The sequence below is a fragment of the Sphingomicrobium arenosum genome, assembly GCF_026157085.1.
Lineage (GTDB): Bacteria > Pseudomonadota > Alphaproteobacteria > Sphingomonadales > Sphingomonadaceae > Sphingomicrobium > Sphingomicrobium arenosum.
Map to the genome: position 1 here is coordinate 458,288 of NZ_JANPVN010000001.1, position 19,016 is coordinate 477,303.

22 protein-coding genes and 1 tRNA gene are annotated in these 19,016 nt (G+C 65.4%); 17 read left to right on the plus strand and 6 right to left on the minus strand.

Annotated elements, in window-relative coordinates:
- The first annotated feature begins 68 nt into the window (after positions 1–68).
- The 12 genes from NUW51_RS02085 to NUW51_RS02140 all read left to right on the plus strand — a co-directional run bounded on the left by NUW51_RS02085 (position 69) and on the right by NUW51_RS02140 (position 8,635).
- Positions 69–668 carry a hypothetical protein gene (locus NUW51_RS02085; protein WP_265562300.1) on the plus strand — a complete coding sequence of 200 codons (600 nt, stop codon included), beginning with the start codon at positions 69–71 and terminating at the stop codon, positions 666–668.
- Between the two features lie 24 nt (positions 669–692).
- The gene (locus tag NUW51_RS02090; protein ID WP_265562301.1) at positions 693–1,436 is read left to right on the plus strand and encodes a TlyA family RNA methyltransferase; all 744 of its coding nucleotides are present in this window, start codon (positions 693–695) and stop codon (positions 1,434–1,436) included.
- Positions 1,433–1,780: a hypothetical protein gene (locus tag NUW51_RS02095; protein ID WP_265562302.1), complete on the plus strand. Its 348-nt coding sequence runs from the start codon at positions 1,433–1,435 to the stop codon at positions 1,778–1,780. The genes NUW51_RS02090 and NUW51_RS02095 overlap by 4 nt, the downstream gene beginning before the upstream one ends.
- Positions 1,777–2,283, plus strand: a complete 507-nt coding sequence (locus tag NUW51_RS02100) for a TspO/MBR family protein (RefSeq protein WP_265562303.1) — start codon at positions 1,777–1,779, stop codon at positions 2,281–2,283. Before NUW51_RS02095 ends, NUW51_RS02100 begins: the two co-directional genes overlap by 4 nt.
- 11 nt (positions 2,284–2,294) lie before the next feature.
- Positions 2,295–2,576 carry an accessory factor UbiK family protein gene (locus tag NUW51_RS02105; RefSeq protein WP_265562304.1) on the plus strand — a complete coding sequence of 94 codons (282 nt, stop codon included), beginning with the start codon at positions 2,295–2,297 and terminating at the stop codon, positions 2,574–2,576.
- A gap of 2 nt (positions 2,577–2,578) precedes the next feature.
- Positions 2,579–3,085: a type III secretion system chaperone family protein gene (locus tag NUW51_RS02110; RefSeq protein WP_265562305.1), complete on the plus strand. Its 507-nt coding sequence runs from the start codon at positions 2,579–2,581 to the stop codon at positions 3,083–3,085.
- Positions 3,082–3,897: a pyrroline-5-carboxylate reductase family protein gene (locus NUW51_RS02115; protein ID WP_265562306.1), complete on the plus strand. Its 816-nt coding sequence runs from the start codon at positions 3,082–3,084 to the stop codon at positions 3,895–3,897. The genes NUW51_RS02110 and NUW51_RS02115 overlap by 4 nt, the downstream gene beginning before the upstream one ends.
- Before the next feature lie 66 nt (positions 3,898–3,963).
- Positions 3,964–4,839 carry a branched-chain amino acid aminotransferase gene (locus NUW51_RS02120; protein WP_265562309.1) on the plus strand — a complete coding sequence of 292 codons (876 nt, stop codon included), beginning with the start codon at positions 3,964–3,966 and terminating at the stop codon, positions 4,837–4,839.
- A 137-nt stretch (positions 4,840–4,976) separates the two neighbouring features.
- Positions 4,977–7,322, plus strand: coding sequence for a putative bifunctional diguanylate cyclase/phosphodiesterase (locus NUW51_RS02125; protein WP_265562312.1), 2,346 nt, complete (start codon positions 4,977–4,979; stop codon positions 7,320–7,322).
- Between the two features lie 67 nt (positions 7,323–7,389).
- Positions 7,390–7,464 (plus strand) — tRNA-Gln (locus NUW51_RS02130).
- Positions 7,465–7,530: 66 nt separating this feature from the next.
- Positions 7,531–8,430 carry a citrulline utilization hydrolase CtlX gene (gene ctlX / locus NUW51_RS02135; RefSeq protein WP_265562313.1) on the plus strand — a complete coding sequence of 300 codons (900 nt, stop codon included), beginning with the start codon at positions 7,531–7,533 and terminating at the stop codon, positions 8,428–8,430.
- Between the two features lie 73 nt (positions 8,431–8,503).
- Positions 8,504–8,635 carry a hypothetical protein gene (locus tag NUW51_RS02140; protein ID WP_265562316.1) on the plus strand — a complete coding sequence of 44 codons (132 nt, stop codon included), beginning with the start codon at positions 8,504–8,506 and terminating at the stop codon, positions 8,633–8,635.
- A gap of 171 nt (positions 8,636–8,806) precedes the next feature.
- On the opposite strand, the gene NUW51_RS02145 is transcribed toward NUW51_RS02140, so the two are convergent.
- Positions 8,807–9,502 (minus strand): response regulator transcription factor, encoded by a 696-nt coding sequence (locus NUW51_RS02145; protein ID WP_265562318.1) that lies wholly within the window; start codon positions 9,500–9,502, stop codon positions 8,807–8,809.
- 119 nt (positions 9,503–9,621) lie between these two features.
- Between NUW51_RS02145 and NUW51_RS02150 the strand changes: the two genes are divergently transcribed.
- Positions 9,622–10,728: a CaiB/BaiF CoA transferase family protein gene (locus NUW51_RS02150; RefSeq protein ID WP_265562320.1), complete on the plus strand. Its 1,107-nt coding sequence runs from the start codon at positions 9,622–9,624 to the stop codon at positions 10,726–10,728.
- A 12-nt stretch (positions 10,729–10,740) separates the two neighbouring features.
- Here the strand turns inward: NUW51_RS02150 and NUW51_RS02155 are convergent, their stop codons facing one another.
- Positions 10,741–11,547, minus strand: a complete 807-nt coding sequence (locus NUW51_RS02155) for an EAL domain-containing protein (protein WP_265562322.1) — start codon at positions 11,545–11,547, stop codon at positions 10,741–10,743.
- Complete coding sequence (locus NUW51_RS02160) at positions 11,544–11,936, minus strand: response regulator (RefSeq protein ID WP_265562325.1); 393 nt, start codon at positions 11,934–11,936, stop codon at positions 11,544–11,546. Before NUW51_RS02160 ends, NUW51_RS02155 begins: the two co-directional genes overlap by 4 nt.
- 144 nt (positions 11,937–12,080) lie before the next feature.
- Here NUW51_RS02160 and NUW51_RS02165 point away from each other — a divergent pair, with 144 nt between their 5' ends.
- Both NUW51_RS02165 and msrA read left to right on the plus strand, forming a co-directional pair.
- Positions 12,081–12,782, plus strand: a complete 702-nt coding sequence (locus NUW51_RS02165) for a PilZ domain-containing protein (RefSeq protein ID WP_265562327.1) — start codon at positions 12,081–12,083, stop codon at positions 12,780–12,782.
- 72 nt (positions 12,783–12,854) lie between these two features.
- The gene (gene msrA, locus NUW51_RS02170) at positions 12,855–13,400 is read left to right on the plus strand and encodes a peptide-methionine (S)-S-oxide reductase MsrA (protein WP_265562329.1); all 546 of its coding nucleotides are present in this window, start codon (positions 12,855–12,857) and stop codon (positions 13,398–13,400) included.
- A 64-nt stretch (positions 13,401–13,464) separates the two neighbouring features.
- On the opposite strand, the gene NUW51_RS02175 is transcribed toward msrA, so the two are convergent.
- Entirely contained in the window at positions 13,465–14,391 is a 927-nt protein-coding gene (locus tag NUW51_RS02175; RefSeq protein WP_265587906.1) for an L-threonylcarbamoyladenylate synthase, read from the minus strand.
- Between the two features lie 44 nt (positions 14,392–14,435).
- On the opposite strand from NUW51_RS02175, the gene NUW51_RS02180 reads away from it, so the two are divergent.
- On the plus strand, positions 14,436–16,109 hold the full coding sequence (locus NUW51_RS02180; protein WP_265562331.1) for an acyl-CoA dehydrogenase: 1,674 nt from the start codon (positions 14,436–14,438) through the stop codon (positions 16,107–16,109).
- Positions 16,110–16,207: 98 nt separating this feature from the next.
- On the opposite strand, the gene NUW51_RS02185 is transcribed toward NUW51_RS02180, so the two are convergent.
- Together NUW51_RS02185 and NUW51_RS02190 are read right to left on the minus strand one after the other, a co-directional pair.
- On the minus strand, positions 16,208–16,558 hold the full coding sequence (locus NUW51_RS02185) for a GntR family transcriptional regulator (RefSeq protein WP_265562333.1): 351 nt from the start codon (positions 16,556–16,558) through the stop codon (positions 16,208–16,210).
- 56 nt (positions 16,559–16,614) lie between these two features.
- The gene (locus NUW51_RS02190; RefSeq protein ID WP_407696350.1) at positions 16,615–17,178 is read right to left on the minus strand and encodes a nitroreductase family protein; all 564 of its coding nucleotides are present in this window, start codon (positions 17,176–17,178) and stop codon (positions 16,615–16,617) included.
- A gap of 161 nt (positions 17,179–17,339) precedes the next feature.
- On the opposite strand from NUW51_RS02190, the gene NUW51_RS02195 reads away from it, so the two are divergent.
- Positions 17,340–18,965: a peptide MFS transporter gene (locus tag NUW51_RS02195; RefSeq protein WP_265562335.1), complete on the plus strand. Its 1,626-nt coding sequence runs from the start codon at positions 17,340–17,342 to the stop codon at positions 18,963–18,965.
- The last annotated feature ends 51 nt before the right edge of the window (positions 18,966–19,016 follow it).

The window sequence follows — 19,016 nt, forward strand, 5'->3', positions numbered from 1 at the left end:
TGCGCTTTTGGCCGCACGTCGCCTCGGTTATCGCCTCTTAGGGTTTTTGCAGCAGGACAGCAGTCATCATGGGTGAGACGCTGCCAACCGAACCGATCACGCTGGAAGCGAGGACGTTGAGCGATCATCCGCGCTGGCAGTTGCCGCTCGCGCTTGCCAGCCTGCCCTTGCTGGCATGGCTCTCGGGACTGATGGGCGCGCCGCCGGTGCAGGACCTTATCCTGTGGGCGCTGCTCCTCCTGCCGGTCGCGGTGATGACCGCCATCGCGCTCCTCCTGCGCCCGAGCGGGCGAAAGCTGGGATTGCGGATCGACGGCGATGGCCTGTTCTACCCCGCTTTTCACCGCGATCCGATCGAGTGGCGGAACGTCGAGGACGTACGCGCCTTCGGGGCGGGCGAGGGGGAGGCGGTGCTCTTCGCGCTCCACGATCCGCCGCAAGGTGGCGGCTCCAAGCCCGTCGGCCTATCGCGCATCTTCGGCTTCGGCAGCTTCGGCATCCGCACCGACGATCTGGACTGCTCCATCGAGGCGGTCGAGGCGGCCGCGCTGCGCAATTTCAAGCTCGCGAGCCGCGCCGGGCGCTTCAAGCCGCGCGAGAAGAAGGTGGAGGGCACCGTACGCGGGCGCACGGCGGGCTTTGGCAAGGGGCGCGGCTTGCGGCTCTGAGCGCTTTGCGCCAGTGGTGAGGCGATGACCAAGCCCAAGAAAGTGCGCGCCGACCAGCTGCTCGTCGCTCGCGGCCTCGCCGAGACGCGGTCGAAGGCGCAGGCCTATATCCTATCGGGCAATGTCTTTTCCGCCGAGCGCAAGATCGACAAGGCGGGCGAGCAGCTGAAGGACGACGCGCCGCTAGAGGTGCGAGGGCGCGAGCATCCGTGGGTCAGCCGCGGCGGCATCAAGCTCGACCATGGGCTCGACCATTTCGAGGTCGACGTCACGGGGATGACCGCATTGGACGTCGGCTCCTCCACCGGGGGCTTCACCGACGTGTTGCTGACGCGCGGCGCGGCCAAGGTGTTCGCGGTCGATGTCGGGACCAACCAGCTGGCGTGGAAGCTGCGCAGCGACGAGCGCGTCAGCGTGCACGAGCAGACCAATGCGCGCAGCCTGACCGGCGAGATCATCCCGCAAGCGCCCGACATCGTGGTGTGCGACGCGAGCTTTATCGCCTTGCACAAGGTGCTCGACGCCGCGCTCGACCTCGCCCGGCCCGGCGCTTGGGCGGTGGTGCTGGTGAAGCCGCAGTTCGAGGCGGGGCGCGCCGAAGTCGGCAAGGGCGGTGTGGTGCGCGATCCCGCCGTCCACCAGCGCGTCTGCGACGAGGCGGCGGCATGGGTCGAAAGCAAGGGCTGGCGCGTATTGGGTGTCGAGAAAAGTCCGATCACGGGCCCCGAAGGCAATGTGGAATTCCTGCTCGGCGCGGTGAAGAATTGATCATCGCGGGAATCCCGGAAGACGAGCCGGAGGTCCTCGTCGTGCGTCATCGTCGAAGCGGACGGCTGGTGATGCGCCTCGACAGCCAGACAATCCAGTGCCCCGGGTGGCTCGTCGCGCCGCTGCGGCTAGATGAGATTGGCGATATCCGGTCCCATCATGAGGGGCCGAACCCCCATCTTCAACTGATGCTCGAGCGACCCGTGCGGCGGCGCTGGTGGCCATGGCCCGTCCGTCGCTTGCGGCTTCCGCTGGAGGAACTCGACCAAAGCCCGGTTGATTTGTCGACGCGTATCCTGATGGACTGGGCGCAGGCCCGCAATGAATTGGAGACCAAGCGATGATCGAACCGAAGACCAAGCCGTGGTGGAAATATGCGATTTTCCTCGTTCCGGGGATCATCATTCTTGGCAGCGCTTCGGGCATCGGCTTTGGACCCGACGCCTGGTATGAGGCGCTCGAGAAACCCACCTTCCAGCCGCCCGCCTATCTTTTCGGCATCGTCTGGCCGATCCTCTACGGCTTGTTGGGGCTCAGCCTGTCGCTCATCCTCGCCAGCCAGCGCACGCCTGCGCGCAATGCGGCGATCGCGCTCTTCCTGCTCCAGCTCGTGCTCAATTTTTCGTGGAGTTATGTGTTCTTCGGCGCCCATGCGATCGCCTTTGCCAAATGGCATCTCGCCGCGATCCTCGTCATTGCCGCGCTGGCGGCGGGGCGCTTCTTCAAGATTCGCCCCCTAGCCGGATGGGCGATGGTGCCCTATTTGCTGTGGCTGATCTTCGCCTTCACGCTCAACAGCGCGATCGTGGAGCTGAACCCCGGGGTGTCCGAACCCCTGTTCGGATAGAAAGACGACGCATGCAGACCCAGAACAAGTTCTTCGACGATCTCGCCAAGGTGGTGAACGGCATGGCCGGCACCGTGGCGGGCATGGGCCGCGAGGCCGAAGCGGGCGTGAAGGAGCGCCTGCGCGACCTCGTCGGCTCGGACGACATGGTCAGCCGCGACGAGTTCGAGGCGGTGAAAGCGATGGCGATCCTCGCACGCGAGGAGAATGAGCAGTTGAAGGCCCGCATCGACGCGATCGAAGCGGCATCCAAGGCGGCCGCGCCCAAGAAGAAGCCTGCCGCGAAGAAGTGACCATGACGAGCGAGGACCGCCAGGTTGCGCCGCGCGAGGAAGATGCGCCGGTCGAGATTTTCGAGGCCTATTTCCGCGCCCGCGGCTGGGCTTCGGAGCGCATCAACGAGGGCGAAGTGATCGCCTCGGCCTCGGGCAGCTGGTCGCAGTACGAACTGCGCGCGGTCTGGCGCGAGGACGACAGCGTCCTTCAGTTCCTCGCCTTTCCCGACATCAAGGTCGTGACCGACAAGACGGCGGCGATCTACGAGACGATCGGGCTGATCAACGAACAGCTCTGGATGGGCCATTTCGAATATTGGCAGGGGCCGGGCGTCATCGCCTTTCGCCATGCCATCCTCGTCGACAATAGCGGACAATTGAGTCTCGAGGCCGCCGAAGGCACGAGCGAGGCGGCGCTGGAAGAATGCGAGCGCTTCTTCCCCGTCTTCCAGTTCGTCCTGTGGGGCGGCAAGTCGCCGTCGGAGGCGATCGAGGCGGCGCTGATCGACACGGCGGGCGAGGCGTGAGCCTCGGCGGTTCGGGCAAGGCGATGCCGGCAGGCTGGTTCGTCGGCTGCGGCAATATGGGCGGCGCGATGGTCGCCGGCTGGGTCCGCGCGGGCCGCGACCTGTCGAAGCTGACCGCCATTTCGCCGTCGGGCCGCGAAGTGCCGGGGGTGCGCGTGGCAACCGATTACCCCGACGAAAGCCCCGACTGGGTGTGGCTCGGGCACAAGCCCTATCAGATCGAAGAGGTGGCGGAAAAGTTGGCGCCGCGAGCGAAAGGCGCAGTCGTGCTGTCGATCCTCGCCGGAGTGGAATGCGCAACGCTTCGACGCCTTTTCCCGCATGCCCGCGCCATCGTGCGGCTGATGCCTAATTTGCCGGTCAGCCATGGCGAAGGCGTCACCGGCGCCTATTCCGACGATGCCGATGCGGCTTTGCGGGCCGATATCTCGGCGGTCCTCGCCGATCTCGGCACGGTGCCGTGGGGCAAGTCCGAGGCCGATCTCACCGCGATCAGCACGGTTGCAGGCTCGGGCCCTGCCTATGTCGCGCGCTTCATCGCCGCGCTGGCGCGGCAGGCCGAGGCGTTGGGGCTTGAGCCCGATGTCGCGCTCGCCATCGCGCTCCAGACCGTGGCAGGGACCGGACTGATGGCACGCACCAGCGGCGAAGGCATGCGCGAACTCGCGGTCCGCGTCGCCAGTCCCGGCGGATCGACGCAGGCCGGGCTCGACGTGCTCGACGGGGAAGGCGGCATGGACGACCTCGTCGCGCGCACCGTGGCCGCGGCGCGGCGGCGTACCGAGGAAATGGCCGCCGAGGCGCGCGGCTGACGTTCACGGCAGTTGACCCAAATGCGCTTCCTATCCTAGGCCCCCGCCCAAGGAGAGAGTGTTCAAATGGTACAGCCTTATAACGATCGTGACGGTTTCATCTGGATGGATGGGGCCCTGCGCCCCTGGCGCGAAGCCGAAGTGCATATCCTGACCCATGCGCTGCACTACGGTTCGAGCGTGTTCGAGGGCCAGCGCGCCTATAATGGCAAGATCTTCAAACTGACCGAACATTCGGAGCGCCTTCACAAGTCGGCCGAGATCCTCGGCTTCAAGCTGCCGTGGAGCGTCGCCGAGATCGATGCCGCCTGCGAGGAAGTGCTCGAGGCCAACGGGCTGACCGACGCTTACGTGCGTCCGGTGGCGTGGCGCGGGTCCGAACAGATGGGCGTGAGTGCGCAGGCGACCAAGCCGCACCTCGCGATCGCCGCATGGGAATGGGGCAAATATTTCGACGAGAAGAAGGCCAATGAGGGCATCCGCCTCGACATCGCGCCTTATCGTCGCCCCGCGCCGCATACCGCGCCCGTGCATGCCAAGGCGGCGGGTCTCTACATGATCTGTACCATCTCCAAGCATGAGGCCGAGGCCAAGGGCTATGACGATGCGATGATGTTCGACTGGGAAGGCCGCGTCGCCGAGGCCACCGGCGCCAACATCTTCTTCATCAAGGACGGTGTCATCCACACGCCCATCGCCGACGTCTTCCTGAACGGCATCACGCGGCGCACCGTCATCGAGCTCGCGAAAAAACGCGGCATCGAGGTGATCGAACGGCGCATCTGGCCCGAGGAGCTAGCGCAGTTCGAGCAATGCTTCCTGACCGGCAGCGCGGCCGAGGTGACCTTCGTCAAGGAAATCGGCCCGTGGCAATTCGCCCCCGGCGACATCAGCCGCCAGCTGCGCGCCGACTATGACGATCTCGTCAATGGACGAGGGTAAATAATAAGTAAATACAGTAACTTGCGATTGTAACCAAATGTTGATACTGGGCGTTGGATAAGCGTTATCGTAGCGTTTCTAACGACGGGTGATCGACCGCAGTGGGTGGCAGCAGCAAGACAGGGGACGAAGGTCGGGTGCGCGCCACGACGGCGCGCGCGCCGCATCTGCCGCCCTCCTCCTTCTCGATCGGCGACCTCCTCAAGCTGCACAGCCAGCGGCAGGCGATGGTCGGCGCGGTGCGCTGGCGCCAAGTCAACCAGTTCACCCGGATCGGCCCCAAGGTCATCATGGGCAATCTGTTCATCGCGGCGGTGAATGCCGGTGTGATGATGCCCTATATCCCGACCGTCGAACTGGCGATCTGGTTGGTGACCTGCCTAGTCCTCGGCGGCATGTTCGCGTGGCGTCACTACCGGCTGACCCATGATCCGGCTTATCGCGCCGCCAGACCCGCGAGCTTCGCTTCCGCGACGCTCGGCACGGTGGCGACGACCTTTCTCTGGTGGGCGGTGCCACTCCTCTGGTTCGTTCATCTCCCGCCCTCGATCCAGCTGATCGTCGCCGGGCTCGGCGTCGTGCTGATGAGCACCGGGGCGTTCATGTTGGTCTACGTGCCGCCTGCGTCCGTCGGCTATACGCTGCTCATGTCGGTCGGGGGTCTCATCATGGCCGCGCAGCTTGGCAGCCTGCCGCTCGCGATCCTCATGATCCTCTACTGCATCGCGCTGGTCATGGCCTCGCTCGTCATCGCGCGCGAATTGTTCATCCAGACCCGCAGCCAGATGGAACTGGCCGAAATGGGCGAGCTCGTCGAACTGCTGCGCGAATTGGATGCCCCGGGTTCGGGCGGTTTGTGGGAATTGGACAGCGACTTCAATTTCACCAAGATGAGCCAGGCGCTCACCGGTGCGGTCGGATTGTCGGCCGACAAGGTGCGCGGGCGCTCTGTCTTCCGGATGATCGATCCCGACGGGCGCTATCGCAACATGAGCTCGGGCGTGCGCCAGCTCTTCACTGCCTTTCGCGAGCAGACGGCCTTTCGCGACGTCGTCGTGCCGCAAGTCTATACCGATCGCTGGTGGTCGCTATCCGGACGGCCCCATTATGACGAGGATGGCAAGCTCATCGGCTGGAAGGGCGTTGCTTCCGATGTCACCGAATCGCGCACGGCGAATGTCGACGCGCTGGGTGCGGCGCGCTCGGACCCGCTGACCGGCATCGCCAATCGACTCCTGATCCGCGAACTGCTCGAACAGGCACTGCTCGGGCAGATGAACAGCCATGGCGGCTGCGCGCTGCTGCTGGTCGACCTCGACCGCTTCAAGCTCGTCAACGACACGCTCGGCCATGCGATTGGCGACAAGCTATTGTGCGCCATCGCCGAGCGGCTCGAGAAGGTCGTCGGTGGCGAGGGCCATGTCGGGCGCCAAGGAGGCGATGAATTCGCCATCATCTGGCATGGCGACATCGACCGCTATTCGCTTTCCGGCCTCGCCGAGCGCATCATTTCCGAAGTCAGCCGCGGCGTGACGATCGGCGCGGCCAATATCAATGTCGGCGCCACCATCGGCATCGCCATCGGGCCCGAGGACGGCAATCGCGAGGACCGCATGATGCGCTCGGCCGATCTCGCGCTCTACAGTGCCAAGCGCTCGGGTCGCGGCGGCTATGCCTTTTACGATCACGCCATGCTCGAGGCGGCGGAGGATCACCGCCTGCTCGAAAATGACGTGCGCGAGGCGCTCAAGAACGACGATATGCGGCTCGCCTACCAGCCGATCGTCGATGCAGCGACGGGCAAGATGGTGGGGCGCGAGGCGCTCTTGCGCTGGCGCCACCCGACGCGCGGCGAAATCGCGCCCGACCGTTTCATCCCGATCATCGAGGATGCCGGTCTCATCCACCAGATCGGCGACTGGGTCATCCGCGAGGCCTGCAACGAGGCGGCGCGCTGGGACGACCAGGTGCGCGTGGCGGTGAATATCTCGGCGGCGCAGCTGACCGGTGCCGGCCTTGCCAAGACGGTGGTGAATGCGCTCGCCTTGTCGGGCCTGCATCCGCACCGGCTCGAACTCGAGGTGACCGAGACCGTGTTCCTTGGCGATGATCCCGACACGCTGGCCTCGATCGAGCGGCTGCGCGGGCTTGGCGTGCGCATGGTGCTCGACGATTTCGGCAAGGGCTATTCCAGTTTCGGCTATCTCAGCCGGGCGCATTTCTCCAAGATCAAGATCGACGCCAGCTTCGTGCGCGCTGCCGCGGCGGGCGACCAGCAGTGCGTCGCCATCGTCAACGCCATCCTCGCGCTTGCCTCGGGTCTCGGTATCGAAACCACCGCCGAGGGCGTTGAGACCGCTGCGCAGGCCGACATCATGCGCGAACTGGGGGTGGGGTCGCTGCAGGGCTATCTGTTCGGGCGGCCCGAGATCCTCGGGGTCAATGTCGTCGACATGGCCAAGCACCGCCGCGACATCGCCTGATCGGCACGGAGCGGCAACTGGGGCCTTTTCAAGCGCGCTCCACGCGTTATAAGCGCGCCCGGCTCAATGGGGTGTAGCCAAGCGGTAAGGCACCGGTTTTTGGTACCGGCATGCGCAGGTTCGAATCCTGCCACCCCAGCCAGCCTTTCCTGGACCTCGCATATTTGTTGGATGACGCCGCCCGTGTGGCCGCGCTAGGAGCGAGGACATGACCTTGCCGCCGTCCAGCGTCCTCATGGTGCGCCCGCATCATTTCGCGCTCAATCCCGAGACGCTCGCCGACAATGGCTATCAGTCGGGCAGCGGCACGGCCGATGCGGCGGCGGCGCATGTCGAGGTCACGGCCGTCGCGGCGGCGTTGCGCGCGGCGGGGGTCGAGGTGCTTTTGTTCGAGGACGAGGACCTCGAGACTCCCGACAGCGTCTTTCCGAACAATTGGGTCTCTGTTCATCCCGACGGCACGCTCGTGACCTATCCGATGCGCGCGCCCAACCGGCGGCGAGAGCGGCGCGGAGATATAGTCGCGGCGATCGAGCAGGGCTTTCATATCGAACGCCGCCTCGATCTTTCGCCTCACGAAGCGCAGGGGCGCTTTCTCGAAGGAACGGGGGCCATCGTCTTCGACCATGACCGGCACCTCGCCTTTGCCACGCGCTCGGGGCGCTGCGACGAGGGGCTGCTACGAGAATTATGCGCGCACATCGATTACCGCCCCATCGCCTTTACCGCTACCCGCGCCGACGGAACGCCGGTCTATCACACCAATGTCATGATGGCACTGGGCAGCGGCTATGCGCTGGTGGGATTGGACATGCTTCGCGATCCGACGGAGCGGGAGGCGCTGGTCGAGGCGATGGGGACCCGCGACCTCGTCATGCTTGAGGAATGGCAGGTCGACGAATTTGCCGGCAATGCCTTTGAATTGGCAGGGCGCGACGGACCCTTGCTCACCATGTCGGAACGTGCGGCGGCGGCGCTGCGCGGCGATCAGCGCGCCATCATCGAACGCCATGCACGCCTGTTGAGCGTGGCCATTCCGACCATCGAGCAGGCGGGCGGATCGCTGCGCTGCATGCTTGCGGCAATCGAGGCGCCCCCGCGCGCCTGAGTGGCGTTACGCAACTTCGCGGGGGTCTCATGCGCTCTTCAAGCAACATGTACCGTCGTGAGAGGGGTAAGAAATGACCATCGCCAAACGCGCCGCCGCCGCAAAATTCGACGCACCGGCAGAGAAAAAGCCGGCCAAGACCAAGGGGCCCAAGGCACCAGCCGCCCAGGTCGTCCGCGAGAAGATGCCGCGCATGACCGACTGAACGGACGCGTTTTTCTGAAGATCGTGATGCCGACCCCGTAGGCCTTGCCAAGAGGGAAGCGGTGAGACCGATCGAACCGGGGCCGGCACCATTTCCTAAATAGGGATGGGCACCGATCTTCCCAGATGGACCTTAAGGGGTAGGCGGCGGGCGAGCCGCTCCGTGGGCCAGTTAGATGCCGGCTTCGACCGCGATGCGGACCATCTCGGCACTCGAGCGCAGCCCGAGTTTTTCCATCACCAGCCCGCGATGCATCTTGATGGTCTTTTCCGACAGGCCGAGCTCATAGGCGATCTGCTTGTTCCGGAGGCCCGAGGCGACCATCTTCATCACTTCGGCCTGGCGCGGGCTCAGCGTCTTGACGAGTTCGCTCGCGCGCGCGGCGCGGGTCGGCGACGGGCCGAGTTCCTGTCCGTTCAGTTCGACCTGGCTTCCGAGGAAATAGTGAAGTTCGTCGCCTTCGCCAAAAATGGGGGCGATGAGAACCGCATTGCGGAACGGCTCGCCGCCCTTCTTGTAGTTGAGGATCTCGACCAGCACCGGGCGACGCTGGTCGATCCCTTCACGGATCTTGTCCGACAGGAAGGGTTCGGTCTTGGGACCCGAGAGAAAGCGACAATTGCGCCCGAGGATTTCCTCGCGCTCATAGCCGGTCATCTCGAGAAACTTGTCGTTGATCGCGACCAGCGGATTGTCGGGCAGGCGCGGGTCGGAAACGACCGCGGGAATGGGGCTGTAATCGACGAGGCAACGCACTTCCTCGGGCACGCTGATGCTGTCGAGCGGTACCGTCGGCTCGGGCGGCGGTACGGGCGCGCGCTCGCCGGCGCCGCCATTCAGGTCACTTCCCTCGTTCACAACCGACATATTGGCGCTTCTTGCGCAAAAATAAAGGGGCGTGGTGACGGCCGGTCGATCCTGTATCGACAGGGGGCGGGCAGTCGGGCAGGCTCGGTCACGGCCGAAGCTGGATGAAGGGGGCGCCCATGGGGCCGCTTGCAGGCATGCGGATCATCGAATTGGCGGGCGTCGGGCCGGGGCCTTTCGCCGCGATGATGCTCGCCGACCATGGCGCCGAGGTAGTGCGGATCGAACGCGACGGACGGCTCGCCATCCCCGACGATCCCGTCGAGCGCGGCCGGATTTCGCTCCACCTCGACCTGCGCGACGAGGCACAGCGCGACCTCCTCTTGCGGATCGTCGAGAAGAGCGACGCGCTGATCGACCCTTTTCGGCCCGGGCGCATCGAGGCGCTGGGCATCGGCCCCGACGTGCTGCAGGCGCGCAATCCGAAGCTCGTCGTCGGGCGTATCACCGGCTGGGGCCAGCGCGGGCCGCTGAGCCAGCGCGCGGGCCACGACATCAACTATCTCGCGCTCTCCGGCCTCCTGTCGGCGATCGGCAGCGAGGAACAGCCGGTGCCGCCGCTCAACCTCGTCGCCGATTATGGCGGCGGGGCGATGATGCTCGCTTTCGGGATGCTCGCCGCCCTCCTCGAGGTACGGGGCGGGGCGGACAGGGGCCGCGTCGTCGATGCGGCGATGAGCGAGGGCGCGGCTTTGCTCGGCACCATCGCGTTCGCGATGCGCAATGTCGGCATGTGGACCGGCGGGCGCGAGGGCAATCTGCTCGACGGCGGGATGGCGCTTTACGGGACCTATCGGTGTTCGGACGGGACCTGGTTGTCGGTCGGCGCGCTCGAGCCGCAATTCGCCGCGCAATTCCTCGCGGTGCTGGGGCTGGCGCGCGACCCCCTGTTCGATAATCTCCTCGATGCCGCGCGCTGGGACGAGCAGCGCGAGGTGATCGCCGATGTCATCGGTGCGCAGCCGCGTAGCCACTGGCTCGCCGCCTTCGAGGGCAAGGATGCCTGCGTGGCGCCCGTCCTCAAGCTCGAGGACGCGCCGCGCGAGCCGCATCATGTGGCGCGCGCTGCCTTCGCCGCGACCCCGCAAGGCTCGGTGCCAGCGCCCGTGCCGCGCTACGGCGATGAGCCGCTGGCGCATGCGCGCACCAGCCGCGATGCGCCGCGGCGCCTGCTGGAGGAATTGGGATGCGATGCGGCGATGATCGCGCGGATCGTGCGCGACTAGGCGATGCGTCGGTCAGTCGCCGAGGCCGAGCGATTTCCAGTCATTGGCCCACCAGTCGATCCACTCGGGCAATTCCTCGGGCGGCAGCGGGCGCGCGATGCGATAGCCCTGGACCACGTCGCAATTCATCGCCGCCACCAGCTTCAGCTGCGCATCGGTCTCGACCCCTTCGGCGGTGGCCGAGAGGCCGATCTCATGTGCCAGCCCGATGATCGCGCGCACCATCGCCGCGCTGTCGCGGTGATCGGGGGCGTCGGTGACGAAGAAGCGGTCGATCTTCACTTCGGTGAAGGGCAATTGCCGCAGCTGCATCAGGGTCGAATAGCCGGTGCCGAAATCGTCGATGGCGAGCCCGATGCCCTTGATGCGAAAGCGCGTCAGCGTGTCCATGAGGTTGGTCAGCGGCTGGGTCTGTCCTTCGGTCAGTTCGAGGACGAGGTGATCGCTCGGCACGCCATGCTGTTCGCATTTGGCCGAGACAAGATCGGGGAAGTCGAGCGCTTCGAGGCTCATCGCCGAGATATTGAAGGCAAGGCCCGTGTCGATGCCCGCATCGCACCAGCGGCGCCATTGCGCGAAAGCGGTGTCGAGCCCCCAGCGGGTGAGGGGATCGATGAGCCCGTGGCGCTCGGCCAGTGGCACGAAGCGCGAGGGTGGTACCGCGCCGAATTTCTCGTCGTCCCAGCGCACCAGTGCCTCGACGCGAACCAGCTTACCGGTCTTGAGGCTGACCTTGGGTTGGTATACGAGCCGGAGCCTGTCGCCCGCCAGCGCTCGCTCGAACCCGTCGAGCAGCCCCAGTTCGAGAATTTCCGTCACGCGACGAGGCGCTCTCGCACCTTGACGAACAAATCCTCCAGCGTGGCCAGCCGCGCCGGCTTTCCGATCGGACCGACCATGTTGAGCCCCAGTTCGCGCCCGAGGCGGAACGCGGTCTCGATGATGCGATCCTCGAAGCCCGAGACGATCAGGATCGGTTGCTGCGCGCGATTGTCGGCGAGGAAGCGCAAGAGTTCGACCCCGTCCATGCCCGGCATGCCGAGGTCGATCGCCACCATGTCGGGGGGGTGGGTGCGGAAGATATCGCGGAAATCCCGGTGGTCGGTGGCGATGACCGGCTCGAACGCACTGAGCCGCGCGGCATCCGCGAGGAAGGCCGCGAGCGCAGGCTCGTCATCGATCAGGAGCAGCCTTGGTCGGCGTGCCATAAAGTCTCCGTCCACCGGCGGGAAGATTGGGTGAATCCGCCAGTAACCAAAGTGTAGCGCGTGGTCACGCCACAGGAAACGTCTTTTTAACCCAATCCTCCGTAAAACCATCGGGTTAGGACTTCAGCCCCTAGGGAGACACATATGCTGGGCTCGTTCATCCGTCGTCGCCAGAAGCGTCCTTTCGGGCAGGATCACCTTGCCTTCGAATCGACCATCTTCTCGCTCTCCACCGAGGTACCGCGCCCGGTCGAGCGCCGCGTCGACGAACGTGTCATGCCCATGCTGCGCGTCGCCAAGCTGATCGGCGCCGAGGGGCAGGAACAGCTCATCCGGGTGCGCAACCTGTCGGCGGGCGGGCTGATGGCCGAGACGACGCATGCCCATGAAATCGGCGATGTCGTCATGCTCGAACTCAATTCGCAGCAGATCCCCGCCAAGGTGGTGTGGATCCGCGAAGGGACGGCGGGCTTCAAGTTCGACGCCAATATCGACCTTGGCGAGATGCTTGCGGGCCGCAAGCCGCGCCATGGCTTCCGCCCGCGTCCGCCGCGTCTCCAGGTCAATTGCAAGGCCAATGTGCGCGTCGGCAAGCTCTATTACACGGTCGACGTCCACGACATCTCGCTCGGCGGGATGAAGGTCGAGCCGATCGAGGAATATTGCCTCGGCCAGAAGGTCGTCGTGGTGGTGGAGAGCCTGCGTCCCATCAAGGGCGAGATTCGCTGGTATTCGGATCGCCGCGCGGGGATCGTGTTCGACCGTCCTTTGGAATTCGAGGAATTGGCCGAATGGATGGCCAAGCGCCTCGAACTCGCCAGCCTCAAGGCCAGCTTCGACAAATAGGGTCGAAAGCCCCCCTTTTGTAATCTTGTCGGCATCCTATCTCGGACCCTCGAGATCGGAAGGAATATCGGCATGGGCGAACAACAGGCAATTTTGGCGGGTGGCTGCTTCTGGTGCACCGAGGCGGTCTATCTCGACGTGATCGGTGTCAGCGCGGTCGAGAGCGGCTATATCGGCGGCGAGGTCGTCAATCCGACCTACAAGGAAGTGTGCGGCGGCAATACCGGCCATGCCGAAGCGGTGCGCGTGACCTTCGATCCCGAGGTCATTTCCTACGACGACCTCCTCGACATCTTCTTCGCGACGCACGATCCGACCCAGCTGAACCGGCAGGGCAACGATATCGGCACGCAATATCGCAGCGCGATCTTCCCCTTGGACGATGCGCAGGCCGAAGCGGCAAAGGCGGGTATCGCGCGCGCCAACGAGAAAGAGGGCGGCAAGGTGGTCACGACCATCGAAGGCCCCGCCACCTGGTACCCGGCCGAGGACTACCACCAGGATTATTTTGCGCGCGAAGGCGGTAACAATCCCTATTGCATGGCGGTGATCGACCCCAAGCTGCGCAAGTTCCGCAAGAGCTTCCAGACCAAGCTCAAGGACGGGGTGGGGGCTTAACTTTTCTCGTCGCCCCAGCGCAGGCTGAGGCCCATGCCTCCGAGAATGTTCGCTGGGATGACGCTCAGGGACGCGGCGCCGCGGCCCGCCTCAGCCGGTCGCGGATTGCGGTGGGGAGACCTTCGCCCGGGATCGGTGCAACGGCAATCTTCTCGGCATCCGAGGCATCGGCTTCGTGCAGGAGCGAGAACAATCGCGCGGCGGCGGTGACGGGATCATCGCCGAGGTAGAGGTCGCCTTCGACCTCGCCGTAACCGATCAGCAATTCGTCCGCGCTCGCCTCGGTCGCGTCGAGGCGGAGCGGTTTTTGCGGCGCATAATGGCTCAGCAGCTGGCCGGGTGCCTCGATCTTGTCGCCCTTCGCTTCGACGGCCTCGGGAACATGGATCGGGCCGCGGCGCAGGAGGCGGAGACCATCGCCTGTGGCCGCGATGATCGTGCTCTCGATTCCCTGCTCGCAAGGACCGCCGTCGAGGATGAGGCGGATGCGCCCGGCAAGACTTGCGGCGACATGCGCGGCCTGCGTCGGGCTGATGCGGCCCGAGGCGTTGGCGCTGGGCGCGGCGAGCGGCTTGCCATAGCGATGGAGCAAGGCGCGCATCACCGGATGGGCGGGCACGCGGATGGCGATGGTCGGCAGGCCTGCGGTCACCACATCGGCAATCCCCGTGCCCTCGCGGCGCGGCAGGACCAGCGTGAGCGGGCCGGGCCAATGTGCCTCCGCCAGTTCGCGCGCTTCCTCGTTGAAGACGGCCAGTTTTTCCGCTGCCTCAAGATCGAAGACGTGGGTGATGAGCGGATTGAAGTCGGGGCGGCCCTTGGCCTTGTAGATGCGCGCCACGGCAAAGGCGTCGGTCGCATCGGCGGCCAGCCCATAGACCGTCTCGGTCGGCACCGCGACCGGTGCGCCTTGCGCCAGGATGGTGCAGGCACGGTCGATCCCGGCGGCATTGGCGGGAATGATTTCGGTCGGTAGTGACGGCGCGGCCATTGCCGGGCTATGCAGCCCCCAGCCATCAGTAGCAAGGAACAACCATGCCCTTTTCTGTCCCCGTTTCGGACCAGGCGCGCGTCCTGCGCGACGTCGTCGACCTGCCCGGCCTCGCCAAGCATGAGCGCTTCGAGGCAGCCGACAGCGAGCTGGTCGAGGCGGTGCTCGAAGGCGCGGCGCAATTCGCGATGGGCGAGTTCCTGCCGCTCCACCGCACGGGTGACGAGGAAGGCGCCAGGTTGGTCGATGGCAAGGTCGTGCTGCCCGATGGTTTCAAGGCAGCCTATGACGCCTTTGTAGAGGGCGGCTGGATGACGTTGTCGGCGCCTGAGGAGTGGGGCGGGCAGGCGCTGCCGCTGTCGCTCTCGGCGGCGCTGATGGAGAATTTGAACGCCACCAACATCGCCTTCGCGCTCTGCCCGATGCTCTCGATGGGCGCGATCGAAGCGCTCGAGGCCTATGGCTCCGATGAGCTCAAGGAGCGCTATCTCGAAAAGATCGTGTCGGGCGAATGGTCGGCGACGATGAACCTCACCGAGCCGCAGGCGGGCTCGGACGTCGGCGCGCTGACCTCCAAGGCGGTACCGGTGGGCGACGGCAGCTACAAGATTTCGGGCCAGAAGATCTACATCACCTATGGCGATCACGAACTGGCCGACAACATCATCCATCTCGTGCTGGCGCGCACGCCCGATGCGCCGGCCGGCACGCGCGGCATCTCGCTCTTCCTCGTGCCCAAGATCCTGCCCGACGGCAGCATGAACGATGTGAAATGCACCAAGCTCGAGGAAAAGCTCGGCATCCACGCCTCGCCCACCTGTGTCATGCAATATGGCGATGAAGGCGGCGCGACCGGCTGGCTGATCGGCGAAGAGTTCGGCGGCATGCGCGCCATGTTCGTCATGATGAACAATGCGCGCATCAATGTCGGCCTGCAGGGCGTCGGCATCGCCGAGGCGGCGACGCAGAAGGCGGTCGACTATGCGATGGAGCGCAAGCAGGGCGCCCGCGCCGGCGCCAACAGCCCGATCGCCGAGCATCCCGACGTGCGTCGGATGCTGATGCGGATGCGCAGCCTGACCATGGCGAGCCGTGCGCTCACTTATTACGCCTTCGGCTGCCTCGACTGGGGCGCGGCGGGCGAGGAGGCCATGCGGTTTCGCGGCGACGTCCTCACCCCCATGGCCAAGGCGTGGGCGACCGATGTCGGCTGCGAGGTGGCGAGCCTCGGCGTGCAGGTGCATGGCGGCATGGGCTATGTCGAGGAAACCGGCGCGGCGCAGTATCTTCGCGATGCCCGGATCGCGCCCATCTACGAAGGCACCAACGGCATCCAGGCCGCCGACCTTGTCGGCCGCAAGCTCGGGCTCGATGGCGGGCTCGCCTTCGACGGGCTGATCGCCGACATCCGTGCCGAGGCGATGGACGAGCGCTTGCAGGCGCTGGCCGATGCGGTCGACCAGGCGGCGGTGATGTTGCGCAGCGCCGAGGCCGATAACAAGATGGCCGGCAGCTATCCCTTCCTCACCATGTGTTCGGTGCTAGTCGGCGGCTGGCTCCTCGAAAAAATGGCCGAGCAGGTCGATAGGGACGCGCGCACCAAGGCGGCGAGCGCCTTCTTCAACGCGACCATCGTGCCCGAGGCGTTCGGGCTGGGTGCATCGGCGGGGGTGGGGGCGGACCTGCTATACGCAGTCGACGCCGAAGCGCTGGGTTAAGACTGAGTCGTCATTGCGAGGAGCGTAGCGACGCGGCAATCCATGGGCGGTGCCGCTGGATTGCTTCGCTATGCTCGCAATGACGAAGGTTTTGGCAGTCAGGCTTTGGCCAGCAACTCGTCGGCCTCGAGCCCGAGCCGATCGATGCGGGCGCGGATTTCGGGCCATTCGTCCTTGAGGAAGCGCGCGCGTTCATCGCTCATCAGCTGTTCGCGTGCGCCCTTGGCGACGAACATGCCCACACCGCGCTTGACCGTCACGAGGCCGTCGTCCTGGAACCCCTGATAGGCCTTGGCGACCGTCAACGGATTGGCGCTCATCTCGGCGGCCAGCGCACGCACCGAGGGAAGCGCGTCGCCGTCGCGATATTGCCCGGCGAGGATGGCGTTGCCGATCTCCTCGCGGATGCGGACGTACACGGGTTTCGCGGGGGTCTTGGCTAGCGTCATGCTGGTTTAATACAGCGGGTCGCGAAAAGTTGCAACCACCCCTGAGGTGCGGGGGCTCAGAAGCTGTGCACGATCTCGCCGAGGTCGGGGCGTTCGCGTTCCTCGAGCGGTTGGGCGGGCGAGCCGAGATAGAAGAAACCGGCGATGTCCTCGCCCGCGCCGCACAGGCTGGCGACGACCTCGGGCATGGTGGCTTGCGCGCCGGTGATCCAGCCGCCGACATAGCCGTGGGCATGAGCGGCGTGGAGGAGGTTCATGCCGACTGCGCCGACGGTGAGGCGCTGTTCCCATTCGGGGATCTTGTGCGGGCGCACCGGACTGGCGATCAGCGCGACCAGCGTCGGCGCCCAGAACGCCTTGTCGCGGAATTTGGCGATCTTGGCGTCGTGGCACTCCGCCTCGGCGCGGCATCCCGCCTCGAGCAGATCGGCGAACCGCTGCCGGTCCTCGATCAGCACGAAGCGCCATGGCACCAGCTTGCCATGATCGGGCGTGCGGCTCGCCAGCGTCAGGATGCGCGCCAGCTGGGCGCTGTCGGGACCGGGCGCGACAATGTCGCGCGGGCGGCCCGATCGACGAGTGGCGAGGTGGGAAAGCGGGGTGGACTGGTCGTTAGGGATCATGGCCACCCGTGTCCTTTGTGCCACAGCTTTCGTCAAGCGCCCTCTTCACAGCGCTCATTTCGTCGTTACGGTGCGCGGTCTTACAGTTTGATGATGGCCGGGAAGCGCGTTGCCATGCGGGGGCTCGTTCCGGCCGACACGATAAGAAGGTTTCACCCATGAAAGACATGTCGCTCTGGAATGCTGCGGACTGGACGGCGGCGATCGCCGTCGTGGTCCTCGGCTTCTTCCTTGCCGTCGGCGCCTCGATCGCGATGAGCAAGAAGGAAGAGGCTTTCGGTCACCCGAAAGGCCTCTACATGCTGTTCTTCGCCGAAATGTGGGAGCGCTTCTCCTACTACGGCATGCGCGCGCTGCTCATCTTCTACCTGACGCAGCACTGGCTGTTCACCGACGGCGCCTCGACGGCGATCTACGGCAGCTACACGGCGCTGGTCTACATCACCCCGGTGCTCGGCGGCTATCTCGCCGACCGTTACCTGGGGCAGCGCAAGGCGGTCCTGTTCGGCGGCGTGCTGTTGGCCTTCGGCCACCTCTTCATGGCGTTCGAGGGCGTTGGCGGTCAGGAAGATCCGACCATCAATGTCTTCTGGCTGGCGCTGGCGCTGATCATCGTCGGCTCGGGCTTCCTCAAGGCGAACATCTCGGTGATGGTCGGTCAGCTCTATCGCCTCACCGACCTGCGCCGCGATGCCGCCTACACCATCTTCTACATGGGCATTAACGTCGGCGCCGCCATCGGCACGATCCTCGTCGGCTACCTCGGCCAGACGCTGGGCTGGGCCTATGGCTTCGGTCTTGCCGGCATCGGCATGCTCGCGGGCCTCGTAGTCTTCGTGCTCGGCAAGAAGGTGCTGCTGGGCGCGGGCGAAGCGCCGGCGCCGCTCGCCAAGTCGAAGGAATTCATGATCTACGCCGTCGGCCTTGCCGCCGTCGCGATCATGTGGCTCCTCGTCCAAGACGACGAGACGGTGCAGAACATCCTGCTCGTTTCGGGCTTCGCGCTGCTTGGCTACGTGCTCTACATCGCCTTCACCAAGCTGGAGAAGGAACCGCGCGAGCGCGTCTTCGCGATCCTCTTCCTCGTCTCGCTGAACCCGCTCTTCTGGGGCCTGTTCGAGCAGGCGGGCGGCAGCCTCAACCTCTACACCGATCGCTTCGTCGATACGGGCGGGGTGCCGGCATCGATCTTCCAGTCGATCAACCCCATCTACATCATCCTGCTCGCCCCCGTGTTTGCGGCGGTGTGGCAGTTCCTCGGACGCAAGGGGCTCGAACCCTCGGCGCCGGCCAAGTTCGGCATCGCGCTGATCCTGCTCGGCATCGGCTTCCTGGTCTTCGTTCTCGGCGGCAACGGCGATGCGATGACCCCGGTGCTGTTCGTCTTCCTCATCTACTTCTTCCACACCGCGGGTGAGCTCTGCCTCTCGCCGGTGGGGTTGAGCGCGATGAACCGCCTTGCCCCTGCCTTCATGGCCAGCCTCATCATGGGCGCCTGGTTCTACATGTCGGCGGTCGGCAACTTCGTCGCGGGCAAGATCGGTGAAGCCACCGGCGGCGAAGACGGCGAAATGACCAAGGAGGCCACGCTCGCCATCTACGACAAGATCGGGTGGATCTCGATCGGCGTCGGCGTCGCGGTGATCCTCGTGTCGCCGCTGGTGAAGCGCTGGATGCACCTCGACACCCTCAAGGATGCCGATCCGCATCTCGAGGGCGAGGGTGCCGCCGGGATGGAGGCGCAGGAGGCCGGGGTGCACCCGACCACCAAGCCGACCGCGTAAATCCGCGGCCAAGCATGGCAATGACAGGAAGGGCGGGCCTTTTGGTCCGCC

Excerpts from the sequence above, each read along its gene's own strand:
- NUW51_RS02085 (WP_265562300.1), top strand. The coding sequence starts at position 69 with ATGGGTGAGACGCTGCCAACCGAACCGATCACGCTGGAAGCGAGGACG.
- NUW51_RS02090 (WP_265562301.1), top strand. The coding sequence starts at position 693 with ATGACCAAGCCCAAGAAAGTGCGCGCCGACCAGCTGCTCGTCGCTCGC.
- NUW51_RS02100 (WP_265562303.1), top strand. The coding sequence starts at position 1,777 with ATGATCGAACCGAAGACCAAGCCGTGGTGGAAATATGCGATTTTCCTC.
- NUW51_RS02105 (WP_265562304.1), top strand. The coding sequence starts at position 2,295 with ATGCAGACCCAGAACAAGTTCTTCGACGATCTCGCCAAGGTGGTGAAC.
- NUW51_RS02110 (WP_265562305.1), top strand. The coding sequence starts at position 2,579 with ATGACGAGCGAGGACCGCCAGGTTGCGCCGCGCGAGGAAGATGCGCCG.
- NUW51_RS02120 (WP_265562309.1), top strand. The coding sequence starts at position 3,964 with ATGGTACAGCCTTATAACGATCGTGACGGTTTCATCTGGATGGATGGG.
- ctlX (WP_265562313.1), top strand. The coding sequence starts at position 7,531 with ATGACCTTGCCGCCGTCCAGCGTCCTCATGGTGCGCCCGCATCATTTC.
- NUW51_RS02140 (WP_265562316.1), top strand. The coding sequence starts at position 8,504 with ATGACCATCGCCAAACGCGCCGCCGCCGCAAAATTCGACGCACCGGCA.
- NUW51_RS02145 (WP_265562318.1), bottom strand. The coding sequence starts at position 9,502 with ATGTCGGTTGTGAACGAGGGAAGTGACCTGAATGGCGGCGCCGGCGAG.
- NUW51_RS02150 (WP_265562320.1), top strand. The coding sequence starts at position 9,622 with ATGGGGCCGCTTGCAGGCATGCGGATCATCGAATTGGCGGGCGTCGGG.
- NUW51_RS02160 (WP_265562325.1), bottom strand. The coding sequence starts at position 11,936 with ATGGCACGCCGACCAAGGCTGCTCCTGATCGATGACGAGCCTGCGCTC.
- NUW51_RS02165 (WP_265562327.1), top strand. The coding sequence starts at position 12,081 with ATGCTGGGCTCGTTCATCCGTCGTCGCCAGAAGCGTCCTTTCGGGCAG.
- msrA (WP_265562329.1), top strand. The coding sequence starts at position 12,855 with ATGGGCGAACAACAGGCAATTTTGGCGGGTGGCTGCTTCTGGTGCACC.
- NUW51_RS02175 (WP_265587906.1), bottom strand. The coding sequence starts at position 14,391 with ATGGCCGCGCCGTCACTACCGACCGAAATCATTCCCGCCAATGCCGCC.
- NUW51_RS02180 (WP_265562331.1), top strand. The coding sequence starts at position 14,436 with ATGCCCTTTTCTGTCCCCGTTTCGGACCAGGCGCGCGTCCTGCGCGAC.
- NUW51_RS02185 (WP_265562333.1), bottom strand. The coding sequence starts at position 16,558 with ATGACGCTAGCCAAGACCCCCGCGAAACCCGTGTACGTCCGCATCCGC.
- NUW51_RS02195 (WP_265562335.1), top strand. The coding sequence starts at position 17,340 with ATGAAAGACATGTCGCTCTGGAATGCTGCGGACTGGACGGCGGCGATC.